This window comes from Pseudomonas sp. TH07, assembly GCF_016651285.1.
Classification (GTDB): domain Bacteria; phylum Pseudomonadota; class Gammaproteobacteria; order Pseudomonadales; family Pseudomonadaceae; genus Aquipseudomonas.
In genome coordinates, this window is sequence record NZ_JAEKED010000001.1 from 1,313,775 (window position 1) to 1,327,018 (window position 13,244).

A 13,244-nucleotide genomic window follows, 5' to 3' on the forward strand; every position below is an offset into this window, starting at 1 on the left:
CAAATTTGCCCTCGACGCCAAAAAGCCACGCTCGCTGACCGCAGCCGCTGTCGAACACCAGCGTAAATGCCCGAGGCAGACATCCGCCCCCAGCTCCCCCCTGATTCCGCGTACTGGCACCCACTGAATAAATGAAATTAAAAAGCCAGTACAAGGCCATCATCCGCCGCTATAATGCCGCGCCCTCGTTATCGCGATAGGGTATTTAAGCTCCTCTTTTTATGAGGAATTGGCAGGATAGCCAGTTGTCCTGCCAGTGGGTCCGTCCAGCCCTACCCGCGCGCCAGGCTGCCCAATTCAGGGAAGAAGTACCCATGGCCTCCCGCGCCCTCACCTTGTTCGCCCTCAGTGCGGCCACCCTGCTGGCTGGCTGTTCGGCCTTCCGCAGCTACGATAACGAGCTTCAGGAAACCAACCAGCAACTGGGCGCCGGCCACGTCGATGCTGCCCTGGCCCTGCTGGAAAAGAACAACCAGAGCGAAGACAAAGACCTGCTCTATTACTTCGAAAAAGGCGAGTTGCTGCGGGCCAAGGGCGACCTCAACGGCAGCCAGACGGCCTGGCGCCATGCCGACCAGGTGGTGGGCAACTGGGAAGACTCGGTCAAGCTCGACACCGACAAGTACCTGGCCCAGTTCGGCAGTTTCCTGATCAACGACAAGGTGCGGCGCTACGAAGGCTACGACTACGAAAAAGTCATGCTGACCACTCAGATGGCCCTGAACCTGCTGGCTCAGAACGATTTCGACGGCGCCCGTACCGAAATCAAGAAAACCCACGAACGTGAAGCGGTGATCGCCGAGCTGCGCGACAAGGAATACCTCAAGCGCGAGGACGAAGCCGAAAAACAGGGCGTCAAGACTGAGTACAAGGACCTCAAGGGTTACCCGATCGAGTCCCTTGATGCGCCCGATGTGGTCAGCCTGAAAAACAGCTACCAGAGCGCGTTCAGCCATTACCTGGCCGGCTTCGTCTACGAAGCGCTGGGTGAAAAAGACATGGCGGCACCGGGCTACCGCAAGGCCGCCGAACTGCGCCCCAACACCCCGCTGCTGGAACAGGCGCTGCTGAACCTGGACGAGCCAGCCGCCGTACCGACCGTCAAGGTATCGGGCAAATCCAAGAAGTCGTCGGCCAAGGCTGCGGCCAAGCCCGTTGCCAAGCCCGAGCTCGCCGCTGACGAAAGCGACATCCTGATCGTGGTGCAAAGCGGCCTGGCGCCGGCCCGCGACTCGATCCGCATTCCACTGCCGCTGCCCATCAGCGGCAACCTGGTGATCACCCCGCTGTCGTTCCCGGTGATCAAGCCGGACACCACGACCCCAGCCTTCACCCAGATCGCCGTGGATGGCCAGCAACAGTCCCTGACCCAGCTCAACAGCACCACCGCCATGTCCCGCCGCGCCCTGCGTGACGACATGCCGGGGATCATCCTGCGCACCACCGTGCGTGCCGTGACCCGTGGCGTGGCGCAAAAACAACTGAACGACGTCAACCCGCTGGCCGGCCTGGCCGTGGGCATTGCTTCGGCCGTGACCGAAGGTGCGGACACCCGCACCTGGCGCACCCTGCCGGACAACACCCTGGTGACGCGCCTGCGGGTCAAGCAGGGCGAGCACCAGATAACCCTGCCTAGCGCCCATGGCGGCTCCCAGGTGCAGGTCAAGATCGACCGGCGCTATCAGGTCGTAACCCTGCGCGTGGTCGGCAACCAGGTATTCAGCAGCGGCCTGGCCGCTCAGGTAATGCCCAGCGCCAATAGCCAGGCTGTGATCAGCCTCAAACAACCTTAAGCGGAGACTCTCATGCGCTTCAAAATCATCGCTGTCGCCGCGCTGGCCCTTCTGGGCGGCTGCGCAACCCCTCCACCACCGGCTCCCGGCAGCGCCGCGAGCAAGGTGGTGGTGATGAACAAGTTCAACAACATTGCCATCGGCGCAATGCGGGTCGCCCGTGAAAACGGCTTCCTGACGGTCAAGGTGGCGCTGAACAACACCAGCCACACCAACATGACCATGTACTACCGCTTCGTCTGGCTGGGCAACGACGGTTTCCCGGTGGCTGATGAAGAAAGCTGGAAGGTGTTCAACCTGTACGCAGCGCAAGCCACCTTCCTGCCGGCCATTGCTCCGGTCCCCCAGGCCACTGACTTTCGCATGGAAGTCAAAACCCAATAAATCGCCACCCCATCAGATTTAGAGAGCACACCCATGTTTGCACGCTTTTCTTTCCTCGCCATTGCCGCCCTGCTGGCCAGTGGCTGCGCCAATAACTCCCCCGTCCTGGGCGGCAAGAACATCGGCTACGGCGACAGCAAGGCCGTGGAACTGGTGACCAACGAGTTCGGTTCCACCGACCTGCAGATGATCGCCGAGTCCATGACCCGCTCCCTGGCCCAGTCCGGGATCCTGCAGGGTCGCCCGGTGGTCCAGGTCTACGACGTGAAGAACAAGACCAGCGAGTACATCGATACCCGCGAGATCACCACCTCGATCAAGACCCAGCTGATGAAGTCCGGCACCGCCCGCTTCGCCAGCGACAACACCGCGATGCAGAGCCAGGTCGACCAGCTCAAGCTGCAGAACCAGAGCGGCCTGTACAAGAAAGGCACCGTGGCCAAGACCGGCAACATGATCGCCGCCAAATACCGTCTTGAAGGTTCGATCAGCTCGATCGTCAAGCGCAGCAGCGACTACAAGGACGTCTTCTACAAATTCAGCCTGCAATTGATCGACGTCGAGAGCGGTCTGGCCGAGTGGATGGACGAGAAAGAGATCCGCAAAACCACGGAGCGCTAAGCAATGCGTGCATGGATTGGCATCATGGCCCTGGCTTGCGCGTTTGGCGCGCAGGCGGCCCCTAAAGTTGCAGTCATGGACCTGGCGTACCAGGAACGTGTGCAGGAATACATCCACATCGTGTCGTCGCAGAACAGCTACCGCGAGGGCTATGCCAGCGCCAGCGGTTCGTCGAGCTACAACGAGATGGAGTCGAGCACCAGCTACATCGAGGAAGGTGAGCTGCGCAAGTTCACCGGTGACATCAAGGGCGAGATCCTCAAGTCCGGGATGTTCCAGCTGATGCAGGGCACGCCCCACACCAGCGCGTCCACCGCCAACGTGTACGACGTGATCAAGCGCATCAAGGCCGGCAACTTCAAGGGCGCCGACTACGTGCTGTTCGGCACCCTGTCGGATATCGACTTCAACCGCGATATCAACGAGCTGGCCAACACCGACAGCTACTCGGCGGTGCTGGCACTGACCCTGGTGGCCGACTTCAGCCTGATCAACACCAAGACCTTCGAAATCACCTCGGCCTTTACCGCCATGGGTGAAGGTCAGGACACCAAGCTGGTGAACAACCGTGATGTGCGGATCTCGCTGAACCGCCCACGGGTGGTGCGCGAAGTGTCCAAGTCCCTGGGCGAAGACGTTGCCCGGCAGATGGCCGAGCAACTGGGCCGCGGCGGTTATCAGCAGCCAGGACAAGCGCCGACGCGCAACAACCTGCCGCCTGATACCCAGCCGGTAATCCTGCGCTAAACCCTCGGGCAATGAAAAAGGCGACCTTCGAGGTCGCCTTTTTTTATGCCCGCCAGGTTTAGATCGCGGCTTTGCGAATGGTTGCCAATAGCCCTGCGGCCCCGATGAACAGCCCGGCAAAGGTGCGGTTCATCCGCCGCTGCTGGGTCGGCGTGCGCAACAGGCGCAGCACTTTGGAGGCCAGGCCGGTGTAGCCGGCCATGACGATCAGGTCGACCACAATCATGGTGCCGCCCAGGATCAGGTATTGCTTGATCAGCGGCGCATGGGGATCGATGAACTGCGGCAGCACCGCCAGCATGAACACCAGGGCCTTGGGGTTGCTGACATTGACCAGGAAGCCGCGAAAAACCAGGGCCAGGGGCTTGCCGATGGGGCGGATCGCCGCGTCATCGCTCATGTCGCTGGGCAGTGCGCGCCATTGCTTGACCGCGAGGTACACCAGGTACGCCACGCCAAACCACTTGATGGCGTAGAAGGCGGTGGCGGACGCCGCGAGGATCGCCCCCACGCCCGCGGCGACGATCGCAATCTGCAACGCCAGGCCCAGTTGCAGGCCCAGGGCATTCCAGTAGCCACGCCAGAAACCGTATTGCAGACCGCAGGACATTGACGCAATGGCGCCGGCACCCGGGGAAAGACTGATCACCCAGCAGGCGGCAAAAAACGCCAGCCATGTCTCAAGAACCATCGCGCACCTCGGATCGAATCAATCGTGGCTGCCTAAGCTAATCCTCCGACTCGCGGCTGACCATGTTTTTTTCTAGGGCGCGCAAGGTGTCAGGAGAAGATGAGGTGTGCGTCCGGTAGCCGCTGCCGCAGGCTGGGGCCGCGTTTGGACGCTGCCCCAGCCGCCACCGAAGAACCCTCGGCAGATGGTAGAACCCCTACTTCCCACCCGTCCCGATAGGCAGCACATCATTCCCGCGCCAACGGCGCACCGAGCGCTGGAAGAACAGGCTGTTGGGCACCTGCACCATGGCGCTGCCGGTACCGGCTTCTTCCGCCTCGACCAGGGTGGTGTACAGCAGGTTGATCGCCACTACCCGGCCCTTGACCCCGGGCTTGTCGACGGTATCGACCAACTCGACGATATCCCCCAGGCGAAACGGCCCGACGGTGAAAATCAGAATCGCGCAGAGCAGGTTGGAGAGCACGCTCCACATGGCAAAGAACGCCACCGCCGCCACCGCGACAAACCCCGACAGGGCTGTCCACAGCACCGTCGCCGAAACCCCCAGGCGCTCCAGGACAAAGATCAGCGCGCTGCCCATGATCAGCCAGCGCAGGCCTCCGCGCAGCGGCATCAGCAACTGCGGCGGAAACGGATAGCGCTCTCCCAGACGGGTCAGGCAACGCGCCACGAAGCGCTGCGCCAGGTACCCGGCCAGCAGGATCAGGACAATTTGCAGGGCAATCCACAAGGGGCCGACCCACTGCGCCGGCAGCGGCAATTGAAGGGCCTCCATCAGGACAGCGCCTCCAGCTCCGCCTGCATGCTTTCCAGCAGCTCCAGGGCTTCCATCCAAGCTTCTTCAAGCTCGGCTTCACGCACCTTGAGCTTGGCCTGTTCGGCCAGCAAGTCCCGCAGGTCGTTCTTGCGCGCAGGTTCGTAGATATCGCTGTCGCCGAGACTGGCATCGATCTTCGCCAGTTTCTCGTGCAGCTTGCCCAACTCGGCTTCGAGCTTGTCGGCCTCGCGCTTGTGCGGCGCCAGTTGCTGGCGCAACGCAGCCGCGGCCTGGCGCTGGGCCTTCTTGTCGGTCTTGTCCGGGTTGACCGGCGTCGTGCTGACCGGGGCGTTGCGCTGTCGGTAATCCACCAGCCAGCGGGTGTAGTCGTCGAGGTCGCCATCGAACTCTTCGACCTTGCCGTCGGCCACCAGGTAGAAGTTGTCGGTGGTGCTCTTGAGCAGGTGGCGATCGTGGGAGACCACCAGTACCGCACCGCTGAACTCCTGCAACGCCATGGTTAGTGCCAGGCGCATTTCCAGGTCCAGGTGGTTGGTCGGTTCGTCGAGCAGCAGCAGGTTCGGCCGCTCCCAGGCGATCAGGGCCAGGGCCAGGCGGGCTTTTTCGCCGCCGGAGAAATTCAGCACAGGCTCGTCGATCCGCGCGCCACGGAAATCGAAACCGCCAAGGAAGTCGCGCAGGGTCTGCTCGCGCTCGGTGGGCGCCAGGCGCTGCAGGTGCAGCAGCGGGCTGGCCTTGGCGTCGAGGGAGTCCAGTTGGTGCTGGGCGAAATAGCCAACCACGGTGTTTTCACCCCGGGTCAGGCGCCCGGCCAGCGGCTCGAGTTCACCGGCGAGGTTTTTGATCAGGGTCGACTTGCCGGCACCGTTGGGGCCCAGCAGGCCGATACGCGCACCCGGGGTCAGTTGCAGCTTGACCTTCTCCAGCACGGTCTTGTCGCCATAACCCAGGCGAGCATCAGACAGGTCGATCAAGGGGCTGGAGATCTTCGTCGACTCGCGGAACACGAAGTCGAACGGCGAATCGACGTGGGCGGCAGACAACTCTTCCATCCGCTCCAGGGCCTTGATCCGGCTCTGGGCCTGGCGCGCCTTGGTGGCCTGGGCCTTGAACCGGGCGATGTAGCTTTCCATGTGCGCGCGCTGCGCCTGCTGCTTCTCGTAGGCCTGCTGTTGCTGGGCCAGACGCTCGGCACGGGCGCGTTCGAACGCGGTGTAACCACCACGGTACAGGGTGATCTTGCGCTGATCGACGTGGGCCACGTGATCGACCACGGCATCCAGGAAGTCGCGGTCGTGGGAAATCAGCAGCAAGGTTCCCGGGTAGCTCTTGAGCCACTCTTCGAGCCAGATAATGGCGTCGAGGTCCAAGTGGTTGGTCGGCTCATCGAGCAACAACAGGTCCGACGGGCACATCAGCGCCTGCGCCAGGTTCAGGCGCATCCGCCAGCCCCCGGAGAAGTCGCCGACCGGGCGGTCCATCTGCTCGTTGGTGAACCCCAGGCCGGCCAGCAGCTTGCGCGCCCGGGCATCGGCGGTGTAGCCGTCGGCGCTGTCCAGTTCGGAGTGCAGGCGGGCCTGGGCGGCACCGTCATGGGCCGCCTCGGCGTCGGCCAGCTCACGCTGTACCTGGCGCAGGCGCAGGTCGCCATCGAGCACGTAGTCGACCGCCAGGCGCTCCAGCGTGTCGACCTCCTGCCGCATATGGGCGATGCGCCAGTCGGCAGGCAGGAAGCAGTCACCGGAATCCGGGTGCAGCTCCCCGCGCAGCAGGGCGAACAGGCTGGATTTGCCGGCGCCGTTGGCACCGATCAGGCCGGCTTTGTGGCCGGCGTGCAGGGTCAGCTCGGCGTCTTCTAGCAGACGTTGCGGACCACGCTGTAAAGTCAGGTTCTGAAGTCGAATCATAATGGCGGCGGAGTCTACCAGCTTCGCTCGCAACTGGCGCGAGTAGCAATATGTCCCCTGACCTGTGGAGCTACACCCTCAAGACCTACGCCCGCCCGGGCGTGGAACCGGCCTGCCTGCAATTGCAGGCGGCAGGGGCCAACGTGTGCCTGCTGCTGTGTGCTGCCTGGCTGGGTGGGCGTGGGGTTGCCTGCAACAGCTCGCGCCTGTCACAGCTGCACGCGCTGGCTGCGCCCTGGCATGAAGAGGTGGTGCAGCCGCTGCGCCAGTTGCGCACAGGGTGGCGCCAGGCGGCCAATGACGACCACGAGTTGAAAGCGTTGCGTGAGCAAGTGAAGGCCCTGGAGCTGCAAGCAGAACGGCAGTTGCTACTGCGCCTGGAAGCACTGGCGAGGGATTGGCCGCAGGCTGAGGCCGAAGATTTATGGCCCTGGGTGCAAGGTCTGGCGGCCGAAGCCGCCAACCTTGACCGCGATGCGCTGCAGGCGCTGCGCGTCGCGGTGACCGGCGCTTAAGAGGCGCTGGTTGGCGTGGTGCTGCCGGTAGGGGCGCTGGCAGGAGTTGCCGATGTTGGCGCAGCTACTGGAGCAGGTGCCGCCGGTTTGGCTGCTGGAGTTGCCGGAGTCGCAGGCTTGGCGGCCGCTGGAGCGGTGGCCGGCTTTGCAGCGGCTGGCTTGGCTGCGGGCTTGGCAGCAACCGGTTTTTTCGCGGCAGGTTTTGCAGCAGGCTTGGCCGCTGGTTTGGCCGCTGGTTTGGCTGCGGCCGGTTTGGCAGCAACAGGTTTTGCAGCGGGTTTTGCAGCAGCGGAAGCAGCAGGTTTGGCTGCCGGTTTAGCCGGTGCCTTTGCTGCAGCGGGTTTGGCCGCTGGTTTAGCCGGTGCCTTTGCCGCAGCAGGTTTAGCCGCTGGCTTGGCCGCGGTCTTGGCTGCTACTGGTTTGGCTGCAGGCTTGGTCGCTGCGGGTTTGGCTGCGGCAGTCTTGGCGGCTGGTTTAGCTGCAGGCTTGGCAGCGGGTTTAGCGGCAGGTTTTGCAGCAGCGGTTTTGGCAGCCGGCTTGGCGGCAGGTTTTGCGGCAACCGGTTTAGCGGCAGCAGGCTTGGCAGCCGGTTTGGCAGCTGCGGTTTTAACAGCCGGTTTCGCGGCGCTGGCGGCGACTGGTTTTTTTGCGGCGGGCTTGGCTGCTGGCTTGCTCGCAGCTTTGGCCGCGGGTTTTGCTGCAGGCTTGGCGGCTGCCTTGGCTGCAGCTTTGGCAGCAGGTTTCTGCGCAGGAGCAGCAGGTTTGGCTGCACGCGAGGTCAGCGCCTTGGCCACGGCCTCTTTCACACGACCAACACCCTGAGCCAGTTTCAGGCTTTCCTGGGCATCGCGTTTAAGTTGCAGAATGTAGGTGCGGGTTTCGGATTGACGCGCCTTCAGCGCATCCAGCAGGTCTTCAAGTTCTTTCACTGCATCCTTGGCTTTGGCTTGTGCCTTGGCCTTGCCGGCCGCCGCGGCGTCCTGCAATTTGGTGCGCGATTTGTGCAGTTTTTCTTGCGCCTTGCCCCGTTGCTTTTCCAGCTTGGCGAGCAGTTTTTCAGCATCAGCCAAGGCTTGCGAACAAGCGTTTTCCAAATGTTCGAGCAAGCTGCCCGAAAGCTGTTGGAGCAAATGCAACGGAGTGTTTACAGGCTTCTTATTCGCCGACATGGGTTACCTCCTGGCTGACGTGAGTTGCGGCTCATACTAGACCTCTGCTGCTACCGCCGCTAGGTCATGTTGACAGTATCGAAAGCCCGGCGTTGCAGCCGATTGAAAATGTTGTTCCGCCTCTGCAAAGTTGCCCTGCAGCCGCCTCCCTCACACTGGCATAATCCACACCCTCTCAGGCCGGAGAACGCCCATGTCGCGTTACCTTTTTTTATCGTTGAGTCTGCTCTTGCCCCTGGCCCAGGCTGGCGAAAAAGCACCGCAAAACGACACCCGCGATCTCGCCTACAGCCTCGGCGCCAGCCTGGGCGAACGGCTGCGTCAGGAGGTGCCCGACCTTGAACTGCAAGCCCTGGTGGACGGCTTGAAACAAGCCTACCAAGGCAAGCCGCTGGCCCTTACCGATGAGCGTATCGAGCAGGTGCTCGCGCAGCACGATGCCCAGGTCAGCGCGCAATCGGCCAAGCCCCAGAGCGAAATCGCCCTGGAGAAAGAACAGCGTTTTCTCAGCGAAGAAAAAGCCAAGCCAGGCGTTCGCCCATTGGCAGATGGCATCCTGCTCACCGAACTCGTCCCCGGCAGCGGCGCCAAGGCCGGGCCCAATGGGTCAGTGCAGGTCAAGTATGTCGGGCGCTTGCCCGATGGGACGGTGTTCGACCAGAGCAACCAGCCTCAATGGTTTCGTCTCGACAGCGTGATTGCCGGCTGGCGCAGCGCCTTGCAGCAGATGCCGACGGGCGCCAAATGGCGCTTGGTCATCCCCTCGGCCCAGGCCTACGGCGCCGAAGGTGCCGGGGATCTGATCGAGCCTTACACACCGCTGGTGTTCGAGATCGAATTGCTCGGCGTCAGCGGCTGAGGCACAGAAACGAAAAACGGCGCGCCATGCGCACCGTTTCTTTAAAACCCTTGCCGGGAATCAAGCCTGGGCGACAACCTCTTCCTTGTGCGCGTTGTGCAGCACTTCAATCAGGCAGTCTTCCAATTCGAAGCGCTCATGCAACAGGCCGCCGAGCTCCTTGAATTTCTCGGCAACACACTTGCCCTGGTCACACAGATCATTGAACGTCAGGAGCTTTTCAGTGATCACGTCAATCCGTGGGTAAATGGTCTCGGCCAACTCCAGCCCGCGCTTGTCACCAAAGGCCTTGGCTTCGCTGGTCAGTTGCTCGTAGATTTCGAAGTGTCCGGCCGAGACGTAATCAACCAGGATTCCGCAAAACTCCTGCAGCAGCGTGCGATTCTCAGCCAGCGCTTCGGGCTCTGCGCCGAGAGCATCATAGGCCCGAACCAGTTCGTGACGTGCCTGCAACCAGCGATCGATCAGCAGATGCACTCCACCCCAGCGTTCCTGAGCATTCTGACAACTTTCGAGCATGGTGATCTCTCTTCCCTTATGGGTCATGCCGCCCCTGCTCCTGACCCATGACTTGAAAGCTCAAGCCCCAGCAGGCGGAACGGCATCGAACAACAGATAGCTTTGACACGTGCGGGCCAGATTATGCCCGCGCGACAACTGCTTCAAGGTACGCAGGAGATAAAGTTCATACAAGTGTTTAATCCGCCGCAGTTACCCAAAACCTGACTTAGGGCAAGACCGGCCGCCGTCGAGCCAGGCGCAGCAAGCGGTAGACGCTCAAAACCAGCATTGCCGCGAACACCAGCAGGCTCCACTCCGGCGCGCTCATGTCGACCAGGGTCCAGGTCACATCAGCGCAGTCCGAGGTGCCCTGGAAGACCAATTGCAGCGTGCGCACCGCGCTCATGTTCCTGAGCATGAAAGGAATGTCCGGCAAGCACGCCAGCAACTGATCCGAGGCGACATTCTGCAGCAAGACATGCCGCCCGGCGGTCAGCACCCCGCCCAGGCTGCTCAGCAGATTCAACAACCAGTAACCACGACTGCCCTGGCGCCCGGGACCGTGCACGGCGGCAACCAGACTGACGACGGTGAACAGCAGGATGAAAAAGCGTTGCACGCTCCACAGCGAACACGGCTCGAGGCCCACCCCGTATTGCAGGTGCCACCCGGCCCAGGAGGCCAAGGCGCCTACCGCAAATACCAGGAAAAAAAGCGAGCGTGAGCCGGCCAGCGACATGACGTATCCGTTACGCAAGAAACAGGCAGTCACGGTAGAGAAAGCGCACGCACCTTTCAAGAAGCGCCATGCGTCAGCTCCAAGCGAATCGGCCCAAAGTGATTGAACCGTTGATTGAAAGCATCCGGCCGGCTCCTCGCAGAGTCGGCCGGCAGGCCATCAAACCCGAGCAGGAACGGGCAAGGGTGCGGCCAGCAAGCGCTCGTCGAGCATGCCCAGACCTTCCTGGAACAGCTGATTACTGCGCTCGGTATCACCCAGTTGGGCCAGCAACCGCGCCAACTCGGCACAGGCTTCAGGATTGCGCTGCACTCGCAGGCTGCTTTCCAGATAATCCCGCGCCTTGCCCCACAGGCTGTTCTGCAGGCACAAACGCCCCAGGGTCAGCAGCAGGCTCGGGTCATCCGGATGATCCTTGAGCCAGTGCTCGGCCGCTTGCAGCTGACGCGCAGGGTCAGCCCCGCGCAACAGACCATAGAGGCGTGCCAGATGGCTGTCGTACTTGCGTTTGAGCGCGCCGCGCAAGACTTCCTCGGCCTGAACCTCGGCGCCCAGCTGGCGCAGTTGGTCGGCATAGGCCAGCACCAGTTGCGGCTCCTGGCGCTGAGCGGAGGTGAGTTGCTGCCAGGCTCGGTCCAGGGACTGCAGGCCCACCGCGCCGTCTTCTTCACGGCGCCCGGCCAGGGTCAGGTTCTCACCCCAGGCCCGACGCTCCAGTTCGACCAGTTCGGCGGGCGGCAGGACCTTGTCCTTGCGCAACTCGGGCAGCAGGCGGATAAGCGCCGACCAGTCCCCGCGCTGCTGATGCAAACGCTGCAATTGACGCAGCACTTGCACGCTGTGGGGATGCCGCTCGTGCATGGCCTGCAGGGTGGTCAGCGCACCGTCGGTGTCGCCACGGTCGGTCTGCAACTGCGCGTGACTCAGGGCCACTGCCAGCTCGGCCTGGGGCTGACGCTCCAGGGCACGCTCCAGCAGGCTGTCGCACTCCTCATAGTGACCCAGTTCATTGGCCGCCCGCGCCGCGCCAAGGTAGTACAGCAGCGGTTGGCGCTCGGCTTCGGCCGCCCGGTGCAGGTGCCGCTGGGCACTGGCCCAGCGTCCTTCGGCCAGATCCATCTGGCCCTGCTCGATGGCGATCTGCACTCGACGGCTGCGATTGCGGCGCGACCAGGGGTTGACCACACCACTGGAGGCGGTCACCAGCTCGATCAGCACTTTGATGCCCCACACGGCCAGCCAGATCAGCGCCACCACTGCCAGGGCAGCCCAAAAGCTCGATTGATAACGGAAGCTGCTGTAGGCGATCAGTACGTAACCCGGATGCTCGGCAATCGCCAACCCCAGCAAGCCGATGGCCGCGACCACCAGCAGTACAATCACATACACGCGCTTCATGGGCTGGTCTCCTGCGCCGGGTTGGCGGCAGGTTTGGCCGCTGGCTTCAGCGACTCATCGACCCGCAGGTTACGTCGTTCCAGATACGCCTGGACGGTGTTCAGGGTCTCGGTCAGGTCGGGCGTCACCACCTTCACCGGTTGTTTGCCGACCTCGATTATCTGCTCCAGCATCAGTTTGCTTTGCGGATTGTCCAGGCTGAAATTGCTGGTGAGCACGTCGCGGGCCTCGGCCAGGGCCTGGGCATAAACCTCTGCCTCGCCATTGAGCGCCGCCCACTGCGCCTGCTCCAATGCCAGGCTGAGTGCCAGGCGCACCTGGGTCAGGCTTTGCCCGGCCAGCAGCGGCTGGATGTTCTTGTCGGCGTCGAAGTCGATGCGAATGTAGCGCGAGATCTGATCCCACCAGCGTGCCCAGCGGCTGGCGCCATCGCCATCAGCCGGCAGGTTCGACGATTCGGTACTTGGGTGAAACTCCGGCGCCAGAGCAGTGAGCTGCAGGACCTGGCCGCGCAAGGCGCCCAATTGCAGGAACAACCCGGTACGGTCCGGTTGCTTGACGCTGCGCAAGTCGACCAGGCTCTTGGCCAATGCGTCGCGGGCGGCGAAGGCGCCCGAGTCGTCCTGCTCGCCGAGGATCTGATCGGCGCCCTGGACCAGGGCCCGCGCGCTGTTGACGTCCTGCAATGCCGAAAGGCGCAAGCTGGCCAGGCGCAGCAGATGCTCGGCCTCGGCCAGGCGCCAGTCTTTACGGCTGGCACTGAGCACGGTCTCCAGGCGTTGGCTGAGGTGCTGTTGATCGCGCTGCAATTGCGCCACCAGGTTGCGGCTGGCTTCCAGCTCATTGGCCGGCGGCATTTGATCCAGGCGCGTGCCCATGCGCTGCTCGCTGAGCTTCAGGCCCTGCGCCTGGTCACCCAGGGTTTGCAGTTGTGCCAATTGCTGCTGGTTGAGGGCTTGCAGGTTGCGCACCTGCCACACGCCCCAACCACCGGCGGCGACACCCGCCGCGCCCAGCAACAGGGCCAGAATCGCCAACCCGTTACCGCGACGCTGGGCGACTGGGGTTGCGGGTTCAGTCGGGGCGTTGAGCGCCGGCTGGACTTGATCTTCAGGCAAGGTCGTTTCGCTCACGTATCC

The 13,244-nt window shown here is 62.9% G+C and carries 14 protein-coding genes; 6 read left to right on the plus strand and 8 right to left on the minus strand.

Annotation, left to right across the window (positions count from 1 at the left end; all coding sequences use genetic code 11):
- The first annotated feature begins 314 nt into the window (after positions 1–314).
- Genes JFU57_RS06275 through JFU57_RS06290 form a run of 4 tightly spaced genes read left to right on the plus strand, consistent with a single transcriptional unit; the run spans position 315 to position 3,545 of the window.
- Positions 315–1,793, plus strand: a complete 1,479-nt coding sequence (locus JFU57_RS06275; RefSeq protein ID WP_201128521.1) for a COG3014 family protein — start codon at positions 315–317, stop codon at positions 1,791–1,793.
- A 12-nt stretch (positions 1,794–1,805) separates the two neighbouring features.
- Positions 1,806–2,177 (plus strand): YcfL family protein, encoded by a 372-nt coding sequence (locus JFU57_RS06280; RefSeq protein ID WP_078470510.1) that lies wholly within the window; start codon positions 1,806–1,808, stop codon positions 2,175–2,177.
- A gap of 33 nt (positions 2,178–2,210) precedes the next feature.
- On the plus strand, positions 2,211–2,798 hold the full coding sequence (lpoB, locus tag JFU57_RS06285; protein WP_078470509.1) for a penicillin-binding protein activator LpoB: 588 nt from the start codon (positions 2,211–2,213) through the stop codon (positions 2,796–2,798).
- Between the two features lie 3 nt (positions 2,799–2,801).
- A complete protein-coding gene (locus tag JFU57_RS06290; protein ID WP_020295957.1) occupies positions 2,802–3,545 on the plus strand; it encodes a hypothetical protein in 744 nt (247 codons plus the stop codon).
- A gap of 58 nt (positions 3,546–3,603) precedes the next feature.
- On the opposite strand, the gene JFU57_RS06295 is transcribed toward JFU57_RS06290, so the two are convergent.
- The 3 genes from JFU57_RS06295 to JFU57_RS06305 all read right to left on the minus strand — a co-directional run bounded on the left by JFU57_RS06295 (position 3,604) and on the right by JFU57_RS06305 (position 6,924).
- Positions 3,604–4,236 (minus strand): LysE family transporter, encoded by a 633-nt coding sequence (locus tag JFU57_RS06295; protein WP_078470508.1) that lies wholly within the window; start codon positions 4,234–4,236, stop codon positions 3,604–3,606.
- A gap of 196 nt (positions 4,237–4,432) precedes the next feature.
- Positions 4,433–5,014: a mechanosensitive ion channel family protein gene (locus JFU57_RS06300; protein WP_201128523.1), complete on the minus strand. Its 582-nt coding sequence runs from the start codon at positions 5,012–5,014 to the stop codon at positions 4,433–4,435.
- Positions 5,014–6,924 (minus strand): ATP-binding cassette domain-containing protein, encoded by a 1,911-nt coding sequence (locus tag JFU57_RS06305; protein WP_201128528.1) that lies wholly within the window; start codon positions 6,922–6,924, stop codon positions 5,014–5,016. The genes JFU57_RS06300 and JFU57_RS06305 overlap by 1 nt, the downstream gene beginning before the upstream one ends.
- 50 nt (positions 6,925–6,974) lie before the next feature.
- Here JFU57_RS06305 and JFU57_RS06310 point away from each other — a divergent pair, with 50 nt between their 5' ends.
- Complete coding sequence (locus JFU57_RS06310; RefSeq protein WP_078470505.1) at positions 6,975–7,439, plus strand: TIGR02444 family protein; 465 nt, start codon at positions 6,975–6,977, stop codon at positions 7,437–7,439.
- Here JFU57_RS06310 and JFU57_RS06315 read toward each other — a convergent pair.
- Positions 7,436–8,608: an AlgP family protein gene (locus JFU57_RS06315; protein ID WP_201128529.1), complete on the minus strand. Its 1,173-nt coding sequence runs from the start codon at positions 8,606–8,608 to the stop codon at positions 7,436–7,438. The two genes, JFU57_RS06310 and JFU57_RS06315, sit on opposite strands and share 4 nt — an antisense overlap.
- Positions 8,609–8,801: 193 nt before the next feature.
- Between JFU57_RS06315 and JFU57_RS06320 the strand changes: the two genes are divergently transcribed.
- On the plus strand, positions 8,802–9,467 hold the full coding sequence (locus JFU57_RS06320) for an FKBP-type peptidyl-prolyl cis-trans isomerase (protein WP_201128530.1): 666 nt from the start codon (positions 8,802–8,804) through the stop codon (positions 9,465–9,467).
- A 60-nt stretch (positions 9,468–9,527) separates the two neighbouring features.
- Here the strand turns inward: JFU57_RS06320 and JFU57_RS06325 are convergent, their stop codons facing one another.
- The 4 genes from JFU57_RS06325 to JFU57_RS06340 form a co-directional block, all read right to left on the minus strand.
- Positions 9,528–9,986, minus strand: coding sequence for an Rsd/AlgQ family anti-sigma factor (locus tag JFU57_RS06325; protein WP_078470502.1), 459 nt, complete (start codon positions 9,984–9,986; stop codon positions 9,528–9,530).
- A gap of 208 nt (positions 9,987–10,194) precedes the next feature.
- On the minus strand, positions 10,195–10,707 hold the full coding sequence (locus tag JFU57_RS06330) for a disulfide bond formation protein B (RefSeq protein WP_078470501.1): 513 nt from the start codon (positions 10,705–10,707) through the stop codon (positions 10,195–10,197).
- A 159-nt stretch (positions 10,708–10,866) separates the two neighbouring features.
- On the minus strand, positions 10,867–12,105 hold the full coding sequence (locus tag JFU57_RS06335; protein ID WP_078470500.1) for a heme biosynthesis protein HemY: 1,239 nt from the start codon (positions 12,103–12,105) through the stop codon (positions 10,867–10,869).
- A complete protein-coding gene (locus JFU57_RS06340; protein WP_078470499.1) occupies positions 12,102–13,238 on the minus strand; it encodes a uroporphyrinogen-III C-methyltransferase in 1,137 nt (378 codons plus the stop codon). Before JFU57_RS06340 ends, JFU57_RS06335 begins: the two co-directional genes overlap by 4 nt.
- Positions 13,239–13,244 lie beyond the last annotated feature (6 nt).

Bases quoted from the DNA above. Each gene is read 5' to 3' on its own strand.
- JFU57_RS06310 (WP_078470505.1), top strand. From the start codon at position 6,975: ATGTCCCCTGACCTGTGGAGCTACACCCTCAAGACCTACGCCCGCCCG.
- JFU57_RS06305 (WP_201128528.1), bottom strand. From the start codon at position 6,924: ATGATTCGACTTCAGAACCTGACTTTACAGCGTGGTCCGCAACGTCTG.
- JFU57_RS06275 (WP_201128521.1), top strand. From the start codon at position 315: ATGGCCTCCCGCGCCCTCACCTTGTTCGCCCTCAGTGCGGCCACCCTG.
- JFU57_RS06280 (WP_078470510.1), top strand. From the start codon at position 1,806: ATGCGCTTCAAAATCATCGCTGTCGCCGCGCTGGCCCTTCTGGGCGGC.
- JFU57_RS06300 (WP_201128523.1), bottom strand. From the start codon at position 5,014: ATGGAGGCCCTTCAATTGCCGCTGCCGGCGCAGTGGGTCGGCCCCTTG.
- lpoB (WP_078470509.1), top strand. From the start codon at position 2,211: ATGTTTGCACGCTTTTCTTTCCTCGCCATTGCCGCCCTGCTGGCCAGT.
- JFU57_RS06330 (WP_078470501.1), bottom strand. From the start codon at position 10,707: ATGTCGCTGGCCGGCTCACGCTCGCTTTTTTTCCTGGTATTTGCGGTA.
- JFU57_RS06315 (WP_201128529.1), bottom strand. From the start codon at position 8,608: ATGTCGGCGAATAAGAAGCCTGTAAACACTCCGTTGCATTTGCTCCAA.
- JFU57_RS06295 (WP_078470508.1), bottom strand. From the start codon at position 4,236: ATGGTTCTTGAGACATGGCTGGCGTTTTTTGCCGCCTGCTGGGTGATC.
- JFU57_RS06320 (WP_201128530.1), top strand. From the start codon at position 8,802: ATGTCGCGTTACCTTTTTTTATCGTTGAGTCTGCTCTTGCCCCTGGCC.
- JFU57_RS06290 (WP_020295957.1), top strand. From the start codon at position 2,802: ATGCGTGCATGGATTGGCATCATGGCCCTGGCTTGCGCGTTTGGCGCG.
- JFU57_RS06335 (WP_078470500.1), bottom strand. From the start codon at position 12,105: ATGAAGCGCGTGTATGTGATTGTACTGCTGGTGGTCGCGGCCATCGGC.
- JFU57_RS06325 (WP_078470502.1), bottom strand. From the start codon at position 9,986: ATGCTCGAAAGTTGTCAGAATGCTCAGGAACGCTGGGGTGGAGTGCAT.